General features: G+C 50.2%; 12 protein-coding genes. 11 read left to right on the forward strand and 1 reads right to left on the reverse strand.

Annotated features, from left to right (window positions below; all coding sequences use genetic code 11):
- Nucleotides 1-221 precede the first annotated feature (221 nt).
- The 11 genes from FDW92_RS22315 to pmrB all read left to right on the forward strand — a co-directional run bounded on the left by FDW92_RS22315 (nucleotide 222) and on the right by pmrB (nucleotide 15,754).
- On the forward strand, nucleotides 222-1,853 hold the full coding sequence (locus FDW92_RS22315) for a sensor histidine kinase (RefSeq protein WP_042312887.1): 1,632 nt from the start codon (nucleotides 222-224) through the stop codon (nucleotides 1,851-1,853).
- Nucleotides 1,850-2,569, forward strand: coding sequence for a two-component system response regulator DcuR (gene dcuR, locus FDW92_RS22320; protein ID WP_042312889.1), 720 nt, complete (start codon nucleotides 1,850-1,852; stop codon nucleotides 2,567-2,569). The genes FDW92_RS22315 and dcuR overlap by 4 nt, the downstream gene beginning before the upstream one ends.
- 719 nt (nucleotides 2,570-3,288) lie before the next feature.
- Nucleotides 3,289-4,629, forward strand: a complete 1,341-nt coding sequence (gene dcuB, locus FDW92_RS22325) for an anaerobic C4-dicarboxylate transporter DcuB (protein ID WP_003031873.1) — start codon at nucleotides 3,289-3,291, stop codon at nucleotides 4,627-4,629.
- A 96-nt stretch (nucleotides 4,630-4,725) separates the two neighbouring features.
- Nucleotides 4,726-6,372: a class I fumarate hydratase FumA gene (fumA, locus tag FDW92_RS22330; protein WP_003031871.1), complete on the forward strand. Its 1,647-nt coding sequence runs from the start codon at nucleotides 4,726-4,728 to the stop codon at nucleotides 6,370-6,372.
- A gap of 148 nt (nucleotides 6,373-6,520) precedes the next feature.
- On the forward strand, nucleotides 6,521-7,153 hold the full coding sequence (locus FDW92_RS22335) for a DUF2238 domain-containing protein (RefSeq protein WP_042312891.1): 633 nt from the start codon (nucleotides 6,521-6,523) through the stop codon (nucleotides 7,151-7,153).
- A 284-nt stretch (nucleotides 7,154-7,437) separates the two neighbouring features.
- Nucleotides 7,438-9,705: an arginine decarboxylase gene (gene adiA / locus FDW92_RS22340; protein ID WP_137361365.1), complete on the forward strand. Its 2,268-nt coding sequence runs from the start codon at nucleotides 7,438-7,440 to the stop codon at nucleotides 9,703-9,705.
- 311 nt (nucleotides 9,706-10,016) lie between these two features.
- The gene (locus FDW92_RS22345; RefSeq protein WP_042312895.1) at nucleotides 10,017-10,778 is read left to right on the forward strand and encodes an AraC family transcriptional regulator; all 762 of its coding nucleotides are present in this window, start codon (nucleotides 10,017-10,019) and stop codon (nucleotides 10,776-10,778) included.
- 128 nt (nucleotides 10,779-10,906) lie between these two features.
- A complete protein-coding gene (gene adiC / locus FDW92_RS22350) occupies nucleotides 10,907-12,244 on the forward strand; it encodes an arginine/agmatine antiporter (protein WP_038636433.1) in 1,338 nt (445 codons plus the stop codon).
- Between the two features lie 116 nt (nucleotides 12,245-12,360).
- Nucleotides 12,361-13,998, forward strand: coding sequence for a phosphoethanolamine transferase EptA (gene eptA, locus FDW92_RS22355; RefSeq protein ID WP_042312898.1), 1,638 nt, complete (start codon nucleotides 12,361-12,363; stop codon nucleotides 13,996-13,998).
- A 4-nt stretch (nucleotides 13,999-14,002) separates the two neighbouring features.
- Nucleotides 14,003-14,671: a two-component system response regulator PmrA gene (gene pmrA / locus FDW92_RS22360; RefSeq protein WP_038636427.1), complete on the forward strand. Its 669-nt coding sequence runs from the start codon at nucleotides 14,003-14,005 to the stop codon at nucleotides 14,669-14,671.
- On the forward strand, nucleotides 14,672-15,754 hold the full coding sequence (gene pmrB / locus FDW92_RS22365; protein ID WP_038636424.1) for a two-component system sensor histidine kinase PmrB: 1,083 nt from the start codon (nucleotides 14,672-14,674) through the stop codon (nucleotides 15,752-15,754).
- On the opposite strand, the gene pmrR is transcribed toward pmrB, so the two are convergent.
- Entirely contained in the window at nucleotides 15,748-15,837 is a 90-nt protein-coding gene (pmrR, locus tag FDW92_RS22370; protein ID WP_038636421.1) for an LpxT activity modulator PmrR, read from the reverse strand. The two genes, pmrB and pmrR, sit on opposite strands and share 7 nt — an antisense overlap.
- Nucleotides 15,838-15,986 lie beyond the last annotated feature (149 nt).

Genomic DNA, 15,986 nt, shown 5'->3' on the forward strand with positions numbered 1-15,986 from the left:
TACCCATTTACACACAGAGTTATCCACAATCGTCGAAAAATTACTGATGCGCATTGCTGAAAAGTGGAGAGAACCGGTACAGAGATCTCTATATAGAAAGCAATTCACACTACATATATAGAAGAAGGACTGACAACTTAAGCCCCATAATCCCTACCACCTTTGAATTACGCATCCCATCAGGCAATAATACCCGCACAAACCGTGATTCCAGGACCGTGATGAGATACTCACTGCAACGTACAGCTATACGCAAACGCCCGATGAAGCTCGGCACTACCGTGATCCTCATGGTCAGTGCAGTACTCTTCTCAGTGCTGCTTGTTGTTCATCTGATTTACTTTTCGCAAATCAGCAACATGACGCGCGATGCGTTAGCGGATAAAGCGCTTGCGGTCGCGCGGACGCTGGCAAACTCGCCGGAGATCCGTCAGGGATTAATGAAAAAACCTGAGGAAAGCGGCATTCAGGCTATTGCCCAGGCGGTGAATAAGAGCAACGATTTTTTGTTCATTGTCGTCACCGATATGCAAAGCATTCGTTACTCCCATCCCGAAGCGCAACGAATCGGTCAGCCATTTAAAGGCGATGACATTTTGCTGGCTTTGCAGGGCAAAGAGAATGTTGCCATTAATCGCGGGTTTCTGGCTAAAGCTCTGCGCGTGTTTACTCCTATCTATGATGAGCATCACCGACAGATTGGCGTGGTGGCGATCGGCCTTGAGCTAAGCAGAGTGACTGAGCAGATCAATAACAGTCGCGGCAGCATCTTCTGGTCCATCTTGTTTGGCGTTCTGGTTGGGTTACTCGGCACATGGGTATTCGTCAAAGTCCTTAAGCGCATTCTGTTTGGCCTGGAGCCGTATGAAATCTCCAATCTGTTCGAACAACGCCAGGCGATGCTGCACTCTATAAAGGAAGGTGTCATTGCTGTTGACGAGTGTGGTGAAGTCACGCTGATAAACCAGGCGGCGCAGGAACTGCTTGATTACCACAAATCACAAGACGATGCTCAACTCTCAACGCTCAGCCACGCGTGGTCACAGGTGGTCGATTTTTCGCAGGTGCTACGCGATGGAACGCCACGCCGCGATGAAGAGATCACGGTGAAAGATCGGCTACTCTTAATTAATACTGTTCCGGTACTCAGCAACGGAAAAATCATCGGGGCCATTTCAACGTTCCGCGATAAAACTGAAGTTCGGAAATTGATGCAACGCCTGGACGGCATGGTTAACTATGCCGACGCACTTCGTGAACGATCCCACGAATTCATGAACAAATTGCACGTGATTCTGGGATTATTGCACCTGAAAAGTTATAAGCAGCTTGAAAATTACATCCTGAAGACCGCGAACAATTATCAGGAAGAGATTGGCTCACTGTTAGGAAAAATAAAATCTCCGGTGATCGCTGGATTTTTACTCAGCAAGATTAATCGCACATCTGATTTAGGCCATAGTCTGGTCATTAGCAATGAAAGCCAATTGCCGGAGAACAGCAATGAAGATCAGGTAGCGGTGCTGATTACCGTTTTGGGGAATTTGATTGAAAACGCCCTGGAGGCGCTAGGTCAAGAACCGGGTGGCGAGATCAGCGTATCCTTGCACTATCGACACGGCTGGTTGCATTGCGAAGTGAATGACGATGGTCCAGGGATCGTCCCTGAACACATTGAGCACATCTTTGAAAAGGGCGTCTCGTCAAAAGGAACCGAACGAGGCGTCGGTTTAGCACTTGTGAAACAGCAGGTTGAAAGTGTTGGCGGCAATATTTCCGTCGAGTCTGAACCTGGGGTCTTCACCCAATTTTTTGTACAGTTACCGTGGAATGGTGAGAGGGCCAGCAGATGATCAATGTCTTAATTGTCGATGACGATGCAATGGTAGCGGAATTAAATCGTCGTTATGTCGCACAACTCTCCGGTTTTCATTGCTGCGGAACAGCCTCTACGCTGGAGAAAGCCAAAGAGATCATCTTTCATAGCGGTCATCATATCGATTTGATTTTGCTGGATATTTATATGCAAAAAGAAAATGGTCTGGATCTGCTACCCGTTCTGCACAGCGAAGGCTGCAAGTGTGATGTTATTGTCATCTCTTCCGCCGCTGACGCCACCACCATCAAAGACTCGCTTCACTATGGTGTCGTTGACTACCTGATCAAACCTTTCCAGGCCTCCCGTTTTGAAGAAGCGCTAACCGGCTGGCTACATAAGAAAACAGAGATGGAAAAGCATCAGTACTATGAACAGTCTGAGCTTGACCAACTGATTCACGGCAGCTCCTCCAGTGAACAGGAAGTACGTCGCTTACCGAAAGGATTAACGCCACAAACATTACGCACGCTGTGCCAGTGGATTGATGAGCACCAGGATCAGGAGTTCTCTACGGATGAGTTGGCCAATGAGGTCAATATCTCTCGTGTTTCTTGCCGAAAATACCTTATCTGGCTGGTTAATTGTCACATCTTATTTACCAGCATCCACTATGGCGTGACCGGTAGACCTGTTTATCGTTACCGCGTTCAGGCTGAGCAATACTCATTGCTTAAACAATATTGCCAATAAATACATTTTTGGGATTATTTGTTATTTGAAAGTAACAATTATTAAAATAATGAAAAATCCCTATTTTACTGGCTGAAGCAGACGCTTTATTAATTTGCGTTAGATCAAATATATTTGTACACAACATGTCAAACGCTATATTTCAATATTGATAAACATCACACTGTTTTTAATTTCAAAATCGCTAACAAAAGTTAATTAAGTATTATCTAACTCGCAGAGTGTGTATTTTTACCCATAAAGGATTAGTCTGCAATTAACCAGACATACAAAATCTAGACTGGTAGCAATGGAGACCATGCTACGTACCATGGACACCGTACATTTTTGTGAGCAAATAAAAGCATCCGCATGCCAATCTCATTACATCATGAAATGGCGTGACCGTGATCACATAAATAACCCACTCACTCATTCTGTCGGTGGTTCATACCATAGCGGAAAACGCAAAACAGATAAATTACAGCGTCAACCGCAGCTCTCTATGCCCAGTTATGCTTCCCATCGCCTGAGGATTCTCTCCTCTGTTCAACGCCACAGAAAAAAGCTAAATATCGCCATAACTTTAAAAAAACATTCTAGCAAGACATTTGAACATTAATCGCAAATACGGACATATCGAATACTGACCATTTTTTGATGCCTATTCTGGCAAAAAAGAATGTGGCACAGATCCATTTTTCAAAAAATTGACTGGGTTTTTCGCGAGGGTAAATAAAATGTTATTTAGTATACAACTTCTCATAATATTAATATGTTTGTTCTATGGTGCCAGAAAAGGTGGTATCGCACTGGGCTTATTAGGCGGTATCGGCCTGGTCATTCTGGTTTTCGTTTTCCATCTCCAGCCGGGTAAACCACCTGTAGACGTTATGCTGGTTATTATTGCCGTGGTGGCCGCATCGGCAACTTTGCAAGCATCCGGCGGCCTTGACGTTATGCTGCAAATTGCTGAAAAGCTGTTGCGCCGTAACCCAAAATACGTTTCCATCGTCGCGCCGTTTGTTACCTGCACTCTGACAATTCTCTGTGGTACAGGCCACGTGGTATACACCATCCTGCCAATCATTTATGACGTTGCCATTAAGAACAATATTCGCCCGGAACGTCCGATGGCGGCGAGTTCTATCGGTGCGCAGATGGGTATTATCGCCAGCCCGGTTTCCGTTGCCGTTGTGTCACTGGTCGCCATGCTGGGTAACGTGACGTTTGAAGGCAAACATCTCGAATTCCTCGACCTGCTCAGCATCACCATCCCATCTACCCTGCTGGGTATACTGGCTATCGGTATTTTCAGTTGGTTCCGTGGTAAAGATCTGGATAAAGATGAAGAATTCCAGAAGTTTATTTCCGTACCTGAAAACCACAACTATGTTTATGGCGACACCGCCACGCTGTTAGACAAAAAACTGCCGAAAAGCAACTGGCTGGCTATGTGGATCTTCCTTGCCGCTATCGCCGTTGTTGCCGTGCTCGGCGCATTCTCTGAGCTGCGCCCTACCTTCAGCGGCAAACCGCTGTCCATGGTGCTGGTTATCCAGATGTTCATGCTGCTGACCGGTGCGCTGATTATTATCCTGACGAAGACCAATCCCGCTTCAATATCTAAAAACGAAGTCTTCCGTTCCGGTATGATCGCGATTGTGGCGGTGTACGGTATTGCCTGGATGGCCGAAACAATGTTCGGCGCGCATATGACGGAAATCGAAGGTGTGCTGGGCAATATGGTGAAAGAGTACCCGTGGGCCTATGCAATTGTTCTGCTGCTGGTATCCAAGTTTGTAAACTCCCAGGCAGCGGCGCTGGCGGCGATTGTTCCAGTCGCGCTGGCAATCGGGGTTGATCCAGCGTACATCGTTGCTTCGGCGCCGGCATGTTACGGTTACTACATTCTGCCGACCTACCCGAGCGATCTGGCTGCTATTCAGTTTGACCGTTCCGGTACCACCCACATCGGCCGCTTCGTTATCAACCACAGCTTCATTCTGCCTGGTTTGATCGGCGTAAGCGTATCCTGTGTCTTTGGTTGGATCTTCGCCGCAATGTACGGTTTCTTGTAATTACAGTTCGCGTGCCGTCCACGTTGGTACGGCACGCCACCGTTAAGACACAGAGAATTTTAAAATTCCTGAGAAAAATGAAAAGGCTGGAAGCAAATGTCAAAAGTTGAATTCACTTACCAGGCGGCTTTCCCACTGGGGGAAGACAAAACTGAGTACTACCTGCTGACATCCGATCACGTCAGCGTCGGCGAGTTTGAAGGCGAGACAATCCTGAAAGTAGCCCCTGAAGCACTTACGCTACTGGCCCAGCAAGCCTTCCACGATGCCTCCTTCATGCTCCGCCCAGAACACCAACAGCAAGTCGCCTCAATTCTCCATGATCCCGAAGCCAGCGAAAACGATAAGTACGTAGCGCTGCAGTTCCTGAGAAACTCTGAAATCGCCGCCAAAGGCGTATTGCCAACCTGCCAGGACACCGGTACGGCCATTATCATGGGTAAAAAAGGCCAACGCGTATGGACCGGCGGCGGCGATGAAGCAGCGCTCTCCAAAGGCGTATTTAATACCTATATTGAAGATAACCTGCGCTACTCGCAAAACGCGGCGCTGGATATGTACAAAGAAGTGAATACCGGCACCAACCTGCCTGCGCAAATCGATCTGTACAGCGTGGACGGTGACGAATACAAATTCCTGTGCGTGGCCAAAGGCGGTGGCTCAGCCAACAAAACCTATCTGTATCAGGAAACTAAAGCGCTGCTGACTCCCGGAAAACTGAAAAACTTCCTGGTGGAAAAAATGCGCACGCTGGGTACCGCAGCTTGCCCGCCGTACCATATTGCATTCGTCATTGGCGGCACGTCAGCGGAAAGCACCCTTAAAACGGTGAAGCTGGCCAGCACACACTACTATGATGCACTGCCGACTGAAGGCAATGCCCACGGCCAGGCGTTCCGCGATCTGCAACTGGAACAGGAACTGCTGATCGAGGCACAGAAACTCGGCCTCGGCGCTCAGTTTGGCGGGAAATACTTCGCGCACGACATCCGCGTGATCCGCCTGCCTCGCCACGGCGCGTCCTGCCCGGTAGGTATGGGCGTTTCCTGCTCCGCGGACCGTAACATTAAAGCCAAAATTAACCGCGAAGGGATCTGGATTGAAAAACTGGAACATAATCCAGGCCAATACATCCCAGAATCTCTGCGCCAGGCTGGCGAAGGCGAAGTGGTTAAAGTCGACCTTAACCGCCCGATGAAAGAAATCCTCGCCCAGCTTTCGCAGTATCCGGTTTCTACCCGTCTGTCACTGAGCGGCACGATTATTGTTGGTCGTGACATCGCCCACGCGAAGCTAAAAGAGCGTATTGAGTCCGGCGAAGGTCTACCGCAGTACGTGAAAGATCATCCGATCTACTACGCGGGCCCGGCAAAAACGCCAGCAGGTTATCCGTCCGGCTCTTTAGGCCCGACTACCGCAGGTCGTATGGACTCCTATGTTGACCTGTTGCAGTCACACGGCGGCAGCATGATCATGCTGGCAAAAGGTAACCGTAGCCAGCAGGTGACAGACGCTTGCCACAAACACGGCGGTTTCTACTTAGGCAGCATCGGTGGACCGGCAGCGGTACTGGCGCAGCAGAGCATTAAGCATCTGGAATGCGTGGAATACCCGGAGCTGGGTATGGAAGCTATCTGGAAAATCGAAGTAGAAGATTTCCCGGCGTTCATCCTGGTCGATGATAAAGGCAACGATTTCTTCCAGCAAATCGTCAGCAAACAATGCGCTAACTGCGCGAAGTAACCTATTCGGCCCGGCACTGGACTGACACTAAAACTTTTGGCGTCAGTCCAGCGATCCCCCCGGGCCACCTTAATCCCCCCATTTACTGGCGTTGAATTTTTCCTGCTCACAGGGAATAGTAATCTTTTCCATTACGTGTGAATTCATAATGCTCCGCACACTGAACCCCATGATTTTGCAGTCTGGCGCGCTGATTCTGGCGCTGATCCTTATCTACACCGGCATCTGTGCCACTGAGAAAATCACCTGGCTGATGGAAGTCACGCCGGTCATTATCGTCGTACCGTTGTTGTTGACTACCGTAAAGCGCTACCCGTTGACGCCTCTGCTCTACACGCTAATTTTCTTTCACGCCATCATTCTGATGGTCGGCGGTATGTATACCTATGCCAAAGTCCCCGTCGGTTTTCAGGTTCAGGAATGGCTGGATCTTAGTCGCAATCCCTATGACAAGCTGGGTCATTTCTTTCAGGGGCTGGTGCCAGCACTGACGGCAAGAGAGATTTTAGTGCGCGGTAATATTGTCCGTGGCCGAAAAATGCTGGCATTTTTAGTCTGCTGCGTGGCATTGGCGATTAGCGCGACCTATGAGCTGATCGAATGGTGGGCGGCGCTGGCAATGGGTCAAGGAGCTGATGATTTTCTCGGCACGCAGGGCGACCCATGGGATACCCAATCCGATATGTTTTGCGCCCTGCTTGGGGCCTTAACCACCGTGATTTTACTGGCGAGGACGCATTGCAAGCAACTGCGCCATTATGGGTTAGTCACCGCCAACTGAATGAAATCATTACCGGATGTCGCTGATGCGCATCCGGCCTGCGCGCTTGCCATTCAGCAATATCAGTATCAGCCAAAAAAATAGTCCCCCTGTCGATAAACGGCGGTTAAAATCCGCCATCAATATAGAATAACTCATTGTTTAAAAACATATAAAATACAAATCAGTCTGTTTTTCACCCGCTTTACAGCCCATTTTCTCAGGATAATACTTGCCTGCGTCACATTCATACGGTGTGTCTGCAATCCATAAATTGCAACCTTTCCACAACCGGGTAAAAGATGATGAAAGTATTAATTGTTGAAAGTGAGTTTCTGCATCAGGACACCTGGGTCGGTAGCGCTGTCGAACGCCTGGCTGACGCATTAAGCCGCCAGAATGTTACCGTCATTAAGTCCACCTCATTCGACGATGGTTACGCCATCCTCGCCGCAAATGAAGCCATTGATTGCCTGATGTTCAGCTATCAAATGGAACAACAAGATGAGCACCTGAATGTCAGGCAATTGATCGGCAAGCTCCACGAGCGCCAGCAAAACGTTCCCGTTTTCCTGTTGGGCGATCGCGAAAAAGCCACTGCATCGTTGGATCGCGACCTGCTGGAGCTTGTCGATGAATTCGCCTGGATTCTGGAAGATACCGCAGACTTTATCGCCGGGCGCGCCGTGGCGGCAATGACCCGTTACCGCCAGCAGCTTCTGCCGCCGCTGTTCAGCGCGCTGATGAAATACGGCGACATCCATGAATATTCCTGGGCAGCGCCTGGCCACCAGGGCGGCGTCGGTTTTACCAAAACCCCAGCCGGTCGTTTCTATCATGACTACTACGGTGAAAACTTATTCCGTACCGACATGGGTATCGAACGCACCTCCCTGGGTTCACTGCTGGATCATACTGGCGCATTTGGCGAGAGCGAAAAATATGCCGCCCGGGTGTTTGGGGCTGACCGCTCCTGGTCCGTGGTGGTCGGGACTTCCGGCTCTAACCGCACCATCATGCAAGCCTGTATGACCGACAACGACGTCGTGGTGCTGGATCGCAACTGCCATAAATCGATTGAACAGGGGCTGATCCTTACCGGGGCAAAACCGGTATACATGGTGCCTAGTCGCAACCGCTACGGCATTATCGGGCCTATCTACCCGCAGGAAATGCAGCCTGAAACATTGCAGAAAAAAATCAGTGAAAGCCCACTGACAAAAGGCAAAGCCGGACAAAAACCGTCATACAGCGTCGTGACTAACTGTACCTATGACGGCGTTTGCTACAACGCAAAAGAGGCGCAGGATCTGCTCGCGCAAACCAGCGATCGCATCCACTTCGATGAAGCCTGGTACGGCTATGCCCGCTTTAACCCAATTTATGCCGATCACTACGCCATGCGTGGCGCGCCGGGCGATCATAACGGCCCTACCGTTTTTGCCACCCACTCGACTCACAAACTGCTGAATGCGCTTTCACAAGCTTCCTACATTCACGTCCGTGAAGGCCGTGGCGCGGTGAATTTCTCCCGCTTCAACCAGGCATATATGATGCATGCCACCACCTCTCCGTTATATGCCATCTGCGCCTCAAACGATGTGGCGGTATCGATGATGGACGGTAACAGCGGCCTGTCGCTCACCCAGGAAGTGATCGACGAAGCGGTCGATTTCCGCCAGGCCATGGCGCGGCTGTACAAAGAATTCACCGCCGAAGGCGACTGGTTCTTCAAACCATGGAACAAAGAGGTGGTAACCGATCCGCAGACCGGCAAAACCTATGACTTTGCCGATGCGCCAACCCAACTCCTGACCACTGACCAGAACTGCTGGGTAATGCGTCCGGGCGAATCCTGGCACGGGTTTAAAGATCTGCCGGATAACTGGAGCATGCTGGACCCGATTAAAGTCAGCATTCTGGCGCCGGGTATGGGCGACGATGGCGAACTGGAAGAGACTGGTGTTCCTGCTGCTCTGGTCACCGCCTGGCTTGGCCGTCACGGTATCGTGCCGACGCGTACCACCGACTTCCAGATTATGTTCCTGTTCTCAATGGGGATTACCCGTGGGAAATGGGGCACACTGATCAACACGTTGTGCTCTTTCAAACATCACTACGATGCGAATACTCCGCTTGCACAGGTAATGCCTGAACTGGTGGAGGAACATCCAGACACTTACGCAAACATGGGCATTCACGATCTTGGCGACACCATGTTTGCCTGGCTGAAAGAGAACAACCCTGGCAGCCGTCTCAATGCAGCCTACTCCGGCCTGCCTGTTGCTGAAATTACACCGCGTGAAGCCTATAACGCGATAGTCAGCGATAACGTTGAGATGGTGGCCATTGAAAATCTGCAGGGCCGTATAGCAGCGAACTCCGTGATTCCTTACCCACCGGGAATTCCGATGCTGTTGTCCGGGGAAAACTTTGGCGATGCTAACAGCCCGCAGATTAGTTATCTACGTTCGTTGCAGTCCTGGGACCACCACTTCCCTGGATTTGAACATGAAACCGAAGGAACGGAAATTATTGACGGTGTGTATCACGTCATGTGCGTGAAAGCATAATGTCTTTTTTAGATAGTCCGATTTGAAGGATGACATGTCATGCTTGAGTAATTCCTGAGTATTGCTGCAAAACAATAACATTGTCATACCTTTTTGCGCGGGACCACCCCGCGCTTTTTTTATACGAAAATTGTACGTTGCCACTTGCGTAAAAATTTATGTACACGGCAATAATCCCTACAGATATTGTAATTAATCAAAATGTCGCTATTTTATCGCTTGTCTTGATTCATCACACAATTTCATTTGCCGGTTATTTCTTGCCCAATGGTGAGTTACGGTAGTTTATGTCATATTCCTGGAGTTTGGGTATGAGACTTTGCAGCAAAGAAGCGTGTGTTGTGGTATTAACAGAGAAGGATGTTTGGTTAAGGATTAACGGTAAAGAAGCCATCAGTTTAAAAGCTAATCATATGGCATTAGTGGCATGTGATAACAATATTATCGATTTCTCATCACTTAATAACGCACAGGTCGTACATATCAGCCGAGATATCATTAAAGACTATCTGCGTTTTTTAAATAAGGACCTTTCACAGATCCCATTCTGGCAGCGGAGTGCTAACCCAGTGATCACCGCTACCTGCCTGACGCCGGATGTCTTCCGGGTGGCCGCTCAACATAGCGTAATGGAAACAGGGGACGAAGGTGAAAGAGAGCGCACACGCTCACTACTATTCACGGTGCTATCCCGCTTTCTTGACAGCAAAAAATTTATCTCTTTGCTCATGCATATGCTGCGTAGTCGTATCAGCGACAGCGTTTATCACATTATTGAGAGCGACATACACAAAGACTGGAATTTAAGCATGGTCGCCAGTTGCTTATGCCTGAGTCCCAGTTTGTTAAAGAAAAAACTCAAAAGTGAAAATACAAGTTATAGCCAAATAATTACCACATGTCGCATGCGTTATGCCGTCAATCAACTCCTGATGGACGAGAAAAACATTTCCCAGGTCTCTCAACTGTGTGGATATAACAGTACCTCATACTTTATTTCCGTATTCAAAGAGTTTTATGGGATGACGCCACTGCATTATGTTAGTCAATATCGGGAGCCATCCGCTGCCTGAGTTTTAATCAGTTAGCGATAAGCCATAATAATATCAGCATTAGCGATACCCCAGCTCCGTCATCATAAAATAGTCTTTTGAAGAGGTATGATAAGTACGTCATTTATCCTTATCAGGAGTTAAAAAATATGTCGACGGATGCTGATGCTCACAAAGTGGGCTTAATCCCCGTCACCCTTATGGTGTCGGGGAATATTATGGGTTCCGGTGTATTCCTGCTGCCCGCAAACCTTGCGTCAACTGGCGGGATTGCAATCTACGGATGGTTGGTCACGATTATCGGTGCTCTGGCACTGTCGATGGTGTACGCAAAAATGTCGTCCTTAGACTCCAGTCCCGGTGGTTCTTATGCTTATGCCCGCCGCTGCTTCGGTCCATTTTTAGGCTACCAGACTAACGTCCTGTACTGGCTGGCCTGCTGGATTGGTAACATCGCCATGGTGGTCATTGGCGTCGGTTACCTGAGCTACTTCTTCCCCATCTTAAAAGATCCGCTGGTCCTGACGCTGACCTGTGTCGTGGTACTGTGGATCTTCGTATTGCTGAACATTGTCGGCCCGAAAATGATCACCCGTGTACAGGCCGTCGCAACGGTGCTGGCGCTGGTGCCGATTGTTGGGATTGCCGTCTTCGGCTGGTTCTGGTTCCGCGGTGAAACCTATATGGCGGCCTGGAACGTCAGCGGTATGAATACCTTCGGTGCAATTCAAAGCACCCTGAACGTGACCTTATGGTCATTTATCGGGGTGGAAAGTGCCTCCGTCGCGGCAGGCGTGGTTAAAAATCCTAAACGTAATGTGCCTATCGCCACCATTGGCGGGGTGCTGATTGCTGCCGTTTGCTACGTGCTCTCCACAACGGCGATTATGGGGATGATCCCTAACGCTGCGCTACGTGTTTCGGCCTCGCCGTTCGGTGATGCCGCAAGAATGGCGCTGGGCGACACCGCAGGCGCTATCGTCTCCTTCTGCGCTGCTGCCGGGTGTCTTGGTTCACTGGGCGGATGGACGCTGCTGGCCGGACAAACCGCCAAAGCGGCGGCCGATGACGGTCTGTTCCCGCCGATTTTTGCCCGCGTTAACAAAGCCGGTACCCCGGTGGCCGGGTTAATTATCGTCGGCATCCTGATGACCATTTTCCAGTTCAGCAGCATGTCGCCGAACGCCGCAAAAGAGTTTGGTCTGGTCTCTTCAGTATCGGTCATCTTCACGCTGGTGCCATATCTGTACACCTGCGCTGCGCTGCTGCTGCTCGGTCATGGTCACTTCGGCAAAGCGCGCCCGCTGTATCTGGCGGTAACCTTTATCGCCTTTGTCTACTGCATCTGGGCAGTTATCGGTTCTGGCGCCAAAGAGGTGATGTGGTCGTTCGTCACGCTGATGATTATTACCGCGCTGTACGCACTTAACTACAACCGGATCCATAAAAACCCCTATCCATTGGATGCCCCGGTAAAAAATAGTTAACGCAAGCGGCACTGGTGAATAGCCGACATCCAACAAAAAGCCAATCTTAAGAACTTAAGGTTGGCTTAATTTTACTTTGAGAGGATCTGCCCCACTTAGTCGATGGAATCCCTTTCATGTTAAAGCACCTGTTTAAAAGGCCCGCTCTCGGGTTAATCAGCTGGCTTCTGCTGCTCTCATTTTATCTTGCGACCTTTCTGAACATTGCGTTCTATAAACAAGTGCTGCAAGACCTGCCTCTGGATTCTGTGCGCAACGTGTTGGTGTTTTTATCGATGCCGGTCGTCGCTTTCAGCGTTATGAATATCGTGCTGACGCTGGCCTCCTTCCTGTGGCTTAACCGTCTGGTGGCGTGCATTTTCATTCTGGTTGGCGCATCGGCTCAATATTTCATCATGACCTACGGCATCATCATCGACCGCTCGATGATCGCCAATATGATGGACACCACGCCCGCCGAAACCTTCGCCCTGATGACGCCACGAATGGTAATTACGCTCGGGGTGAGCGGTATTCTGGCCGCGCTCATTGCCTGCTGGGTAAGAATCAAGCCTATTACTCCAGCGCTGCGTAGCGTGTTGTTCCGTGGCGCGAACATTCTGATTTCCGCGCTGCTGATCGTACTGGTCGCCGCGTTCTTCTATAAAGATTACGCCTCACTGTTTCGCAACAACAAAGAACTGGTGAAATCCCTCAGCCCATCCAACAGCATTGTGGCGACGTCATCATGGTATTCGCACCAGAGGCTGGCCCACCTGCCATTGGTACGCATTGGCGAAGATGCGCATCGCAATCCGTTGATGGTAAAAGAAAAGCGTAAAAACCTGACAATTGTGGTTCTCGGCGAGACCTCCCGCGGCGACAACTTCTCCCTGTCCGGCTATGCGCGCCAGACCAACCCGCTACTGGAAAAAGATAATGTGGTCTATTTCCCGCGCACGACGTCCTGCGGTACGGCCACAGCGGTATCTGTGCCCTGCATGTTCTCCGATATGCCGCGCGCGCATTACGATGAAGAACTGGCTCAGCATCAGGAAGGCGTACTCGACATCATCCAGCGGGCGGGAATTAACGTGCTGTGGAATGATAACGACGGTGGATGTAAAGGAGCCTGCGATCGGGTGCCGCACCAGAATATGACTAAGCTGAACCTGCCAGGACAGTGTATTGATGGTGAATGCTATGATGACGTCCTGTTCCACGGGCTGGAAGAGTACATTAATAATCTGCAAAGCGACGGCGTGATTGTGCTGCACACCATCGGCAGCCACGGTCCGACCTATTACAACCGCTATCCTGCGCAGTTCAAGAAATTTACGCCAACCTGCGACACCAACGAGATCCAGACCTGTTCCCAGCAACAGCTGGTCAATACGTACGACAACACGATTCTATATGTTGACTATATTGTTGATAAAGCAATCAATATACTGAAAGAGCATCAGGATAATTTTACCACCAGCCTGGTCTATCTTTCCGATCACGGCGAATCCTTAGGGGAAAATGGCGTCTATTTGCACGGCCTGCCGTATTCGATTGCACCAGATACACAAAAACATGTGCCGATGCTGCTGTGGCTCTCAGAAGATTATCAGCAACGCTATCAGGTCTCTCAGACATGTTTGCAAAAACGAGCAAGCTCAGAGAACTTCTCACAGGATAATCTGTTCTCGACCCTGCTGGGATTAACGGGCGTGCAAACACAGAAATATCAGGCGGCAGATGATATTCTGCAACCCTGCCGGGGAGGCTAAGCGAATGAAAATTCTGATTGTTGAAGACGATACGTTGTTATTACAGGGACTGATACTCGCCGCGCAAACGGAAGGCTATGCCTGCGACGGTGTATCAACGGCCCGGGCAGCGGAGCAATGTCTGGAGACCGGACATTACAGTCTGGTGGTTCTGGATCTGGGTTTACCGGATGAAGACGGTCTGCACTTCCTGAACAGGATCAGGCAGAAAAAATACACCGTACCGGTGCTTATCCTCACCGCCCGCGATACGGTAAAAGACCGGGTCAGCGGGCTGGACGTGGGCGCCGATGACTATCTGGTCAAACCGTTCGCGCTGGAAGAACTGCACGCCCGCATCCGGGCGCTGCTGCGTCGTCATAACAATCAGGGTGAAAGCGAATTAATTGTCAGTAACCTGACGCTGAATATCGGTCGTCGCCAGGTGTGGATGGACGGGCAAGAGATTATCTTAACGCCGAAAGAATACGCGCTCCTGTCGCGTCTGATGCTCAAGGCAGGCAGTCCGGTTCACCGGGAAATTCTGTATAACGACATCTACAGTTGGGATAACGAACCGTCGACCAATACGCTGGAAGTCCACATCCATAATCTGCGCGATAAAGTGGGGAAATCACGTATCCGCACGGTCAGGGGATTTGGCTATATGCTGGTCGCCACTGAGGAAAGCTAAGTGAAGCTGCTGCAATATCTAAAACGACCTCTCCCTCTTCGCCAACGGTTAATACTGACGATCGGTCTAATTCTGCTGGTCTTTCAGCTCATTAGCACCTTCTGGTTGTGGCACGAAAGTACCGAGCAAATACAGTTATTCGAACAGGCGCTGCGCGATAACCGTAACAACGATCGCCACATCATGCATGAGATCCGCGAGGCTATCGCCAGCCTGATCGTCCCCGGCATCTTTATGGTCAGCCTGACGCTGCTGATTTGCTACCAGGCGGTGCGACGTATTACCCGTCCCCTTGCCGATCTGCAAAAAGAGTTAGAAGCGCGGGCAGCCGATAACCTGGCCCCCATTGAAATTCACAGTTCAACCGTTGAGATACAGGCGGTCGTCTCAGCGCTCAACGAGCTGGTGACGCGGCTGACCACCACTATCGAAAACGAACGCTTATTTACCGCCGATGTCGCCCACGAACTGCGCACACCGCTGTCAGGCGTTCGCCTGCATCTGGAATTATTATCCAAAACCCATAAAGTCGATGTTTCGCCGTTAATTGCGCGCCTTGACCAAATGATGGACAGCGTGTCGCAACTGTTGCAACTCGCCCGCGTCGGGCAGTCGTTTTCGGCCGGAAGCTACCAACATGTCAAACTGCTGGAGGACGTGATTCTGCCTTCCTATGACGAACTCAGCACCATGCTGGACCAGCGCCAGCAGACGCTGCTCCTCCCGCAAAGCGCGGCGGACGTTGTCGTACGTGGCGACGCAACGCTATTACGCATGCTGCTGCGCAATCTGGTAGAGAACGCGCACCGTTACAGCCCGGAAGGCACTACTATTACGATCGGCCTGAATACCGAGCATGACGCCGTCATGGCCGTCGAAGATGAAGGTCCAGGCATTGATGAAAGTAAATGCGGGGAGTTAAGCAAAGCGTTTGTGCGGATGGACAGCCGTTTTGGCGGAATTGGGCTGGGGCTGAGCATTGTCAGTCGGATCACCCAGCTACATCACGGGCATTTCTATTTGCAGAATCGTCAGGGAACGAGCGGCACTCGCGCATGGGTGGAATTAGCGAAAGCTCAGTAAGAACTCACCCATACGTACAAAAAGCTGCTGACGATCAGTACGCTACACAGGGCAGTCAAACTTTCATAAATGCGGGTTTTCATGACACTCTCCTCCGAAACTATGAAGGAGAGTTTGCCTGAAAGATATTAAGCCAACCTTAAGTCGCTGTGATAGATCACCATAATGCGCCGGACGGCAGTTGACGCCTTATCCGGCCTACTGAGTACAACGCTACCTGTAGGCCTGAGAG

The organism is Citrobacter sp. wls706, from assembly GCF_005281305.1.
GTDB classification, from domain to species: Bacteria; Pseudomonadota; Gammaproteobacteria; order Enterobacterales; family Enterobacteriaceae; genus Citrobacter; species Citrobacter werkmanii.

Bases quoted from the DNA above. Each gene is read 5' to 3' on its own strand.
- FDW92_RS22345 (WP_042312895.1), top strand. From the start codon at position 10,017: ATGAGACTTTGCAGCAAAGAAGCGTGTGTTGTGGTATTAACAGAGAAG.
- adiA (WP_137361365.1), top strand. From the start codon at position 7,438: ATGAAAGTATTAATTGTTGAAAGTGAGTTTCTGCATCAGGACACCTGG.
- FDW92_RS22315 (WP_042312887.1), top strand. From the start codon at position 222: ATGAGATACTCACTGCAACGTACAGCTATACGCAAACGCCCGATGAAG.
- pmrA (WP_038636427.1), top strand. From the start codon at position 14,003: ATGAAAATTCTGATTGTTGAAGACGATACGTTGTTATTACAGGGACTG.
- FDW92_RS22335 (WP_042312891.1), top strand. From the start codon at position 6,521: ATGCTCCGCACACTGAACCCCATGATTTTGCAGTCTGGCGCGCTGATT.
- fumA (WP_003031871.1), top strand. From the start codon at position 4,726: ATGTCAAAAGTTGAATTCACTTACCAGGCGGCTTTCCCACTGGGGGAA.
- dcuB (WP_003031873.1), top strand. From the start codon at position 3,289: ATGTTATTTAGTATACAACTTCTCATAATATTAATATGTTTGTTCTAT.
- dcuR (WP_042312889.1), top strand. From the start codon at position 1,850: ATGATCAATGTCTTAATTGTCGATGACGATGCAATGGTAGCGGAATTA.
- eptA (WP_042312898.1), top strand. From the start codon at position 12,361: ATGTTAAAGCACCTGTTTAAAAGGCCCGCTCTCGGGTTAATCAGCTGG.
- adiC (WP_038636433.1), top strand. From the start codon at position 10,907: ATGTCGACGGATGCTGATGCTCACAAAGTGGGCTTAATCCCCGTCACC.
- pmrR (WP_038636421.1), bottom strand. From the start codon at position 15,837: ATGAAAACCCGCATTTATGAAAGTTTGACTGCCCTGTGTAGCGTACTG.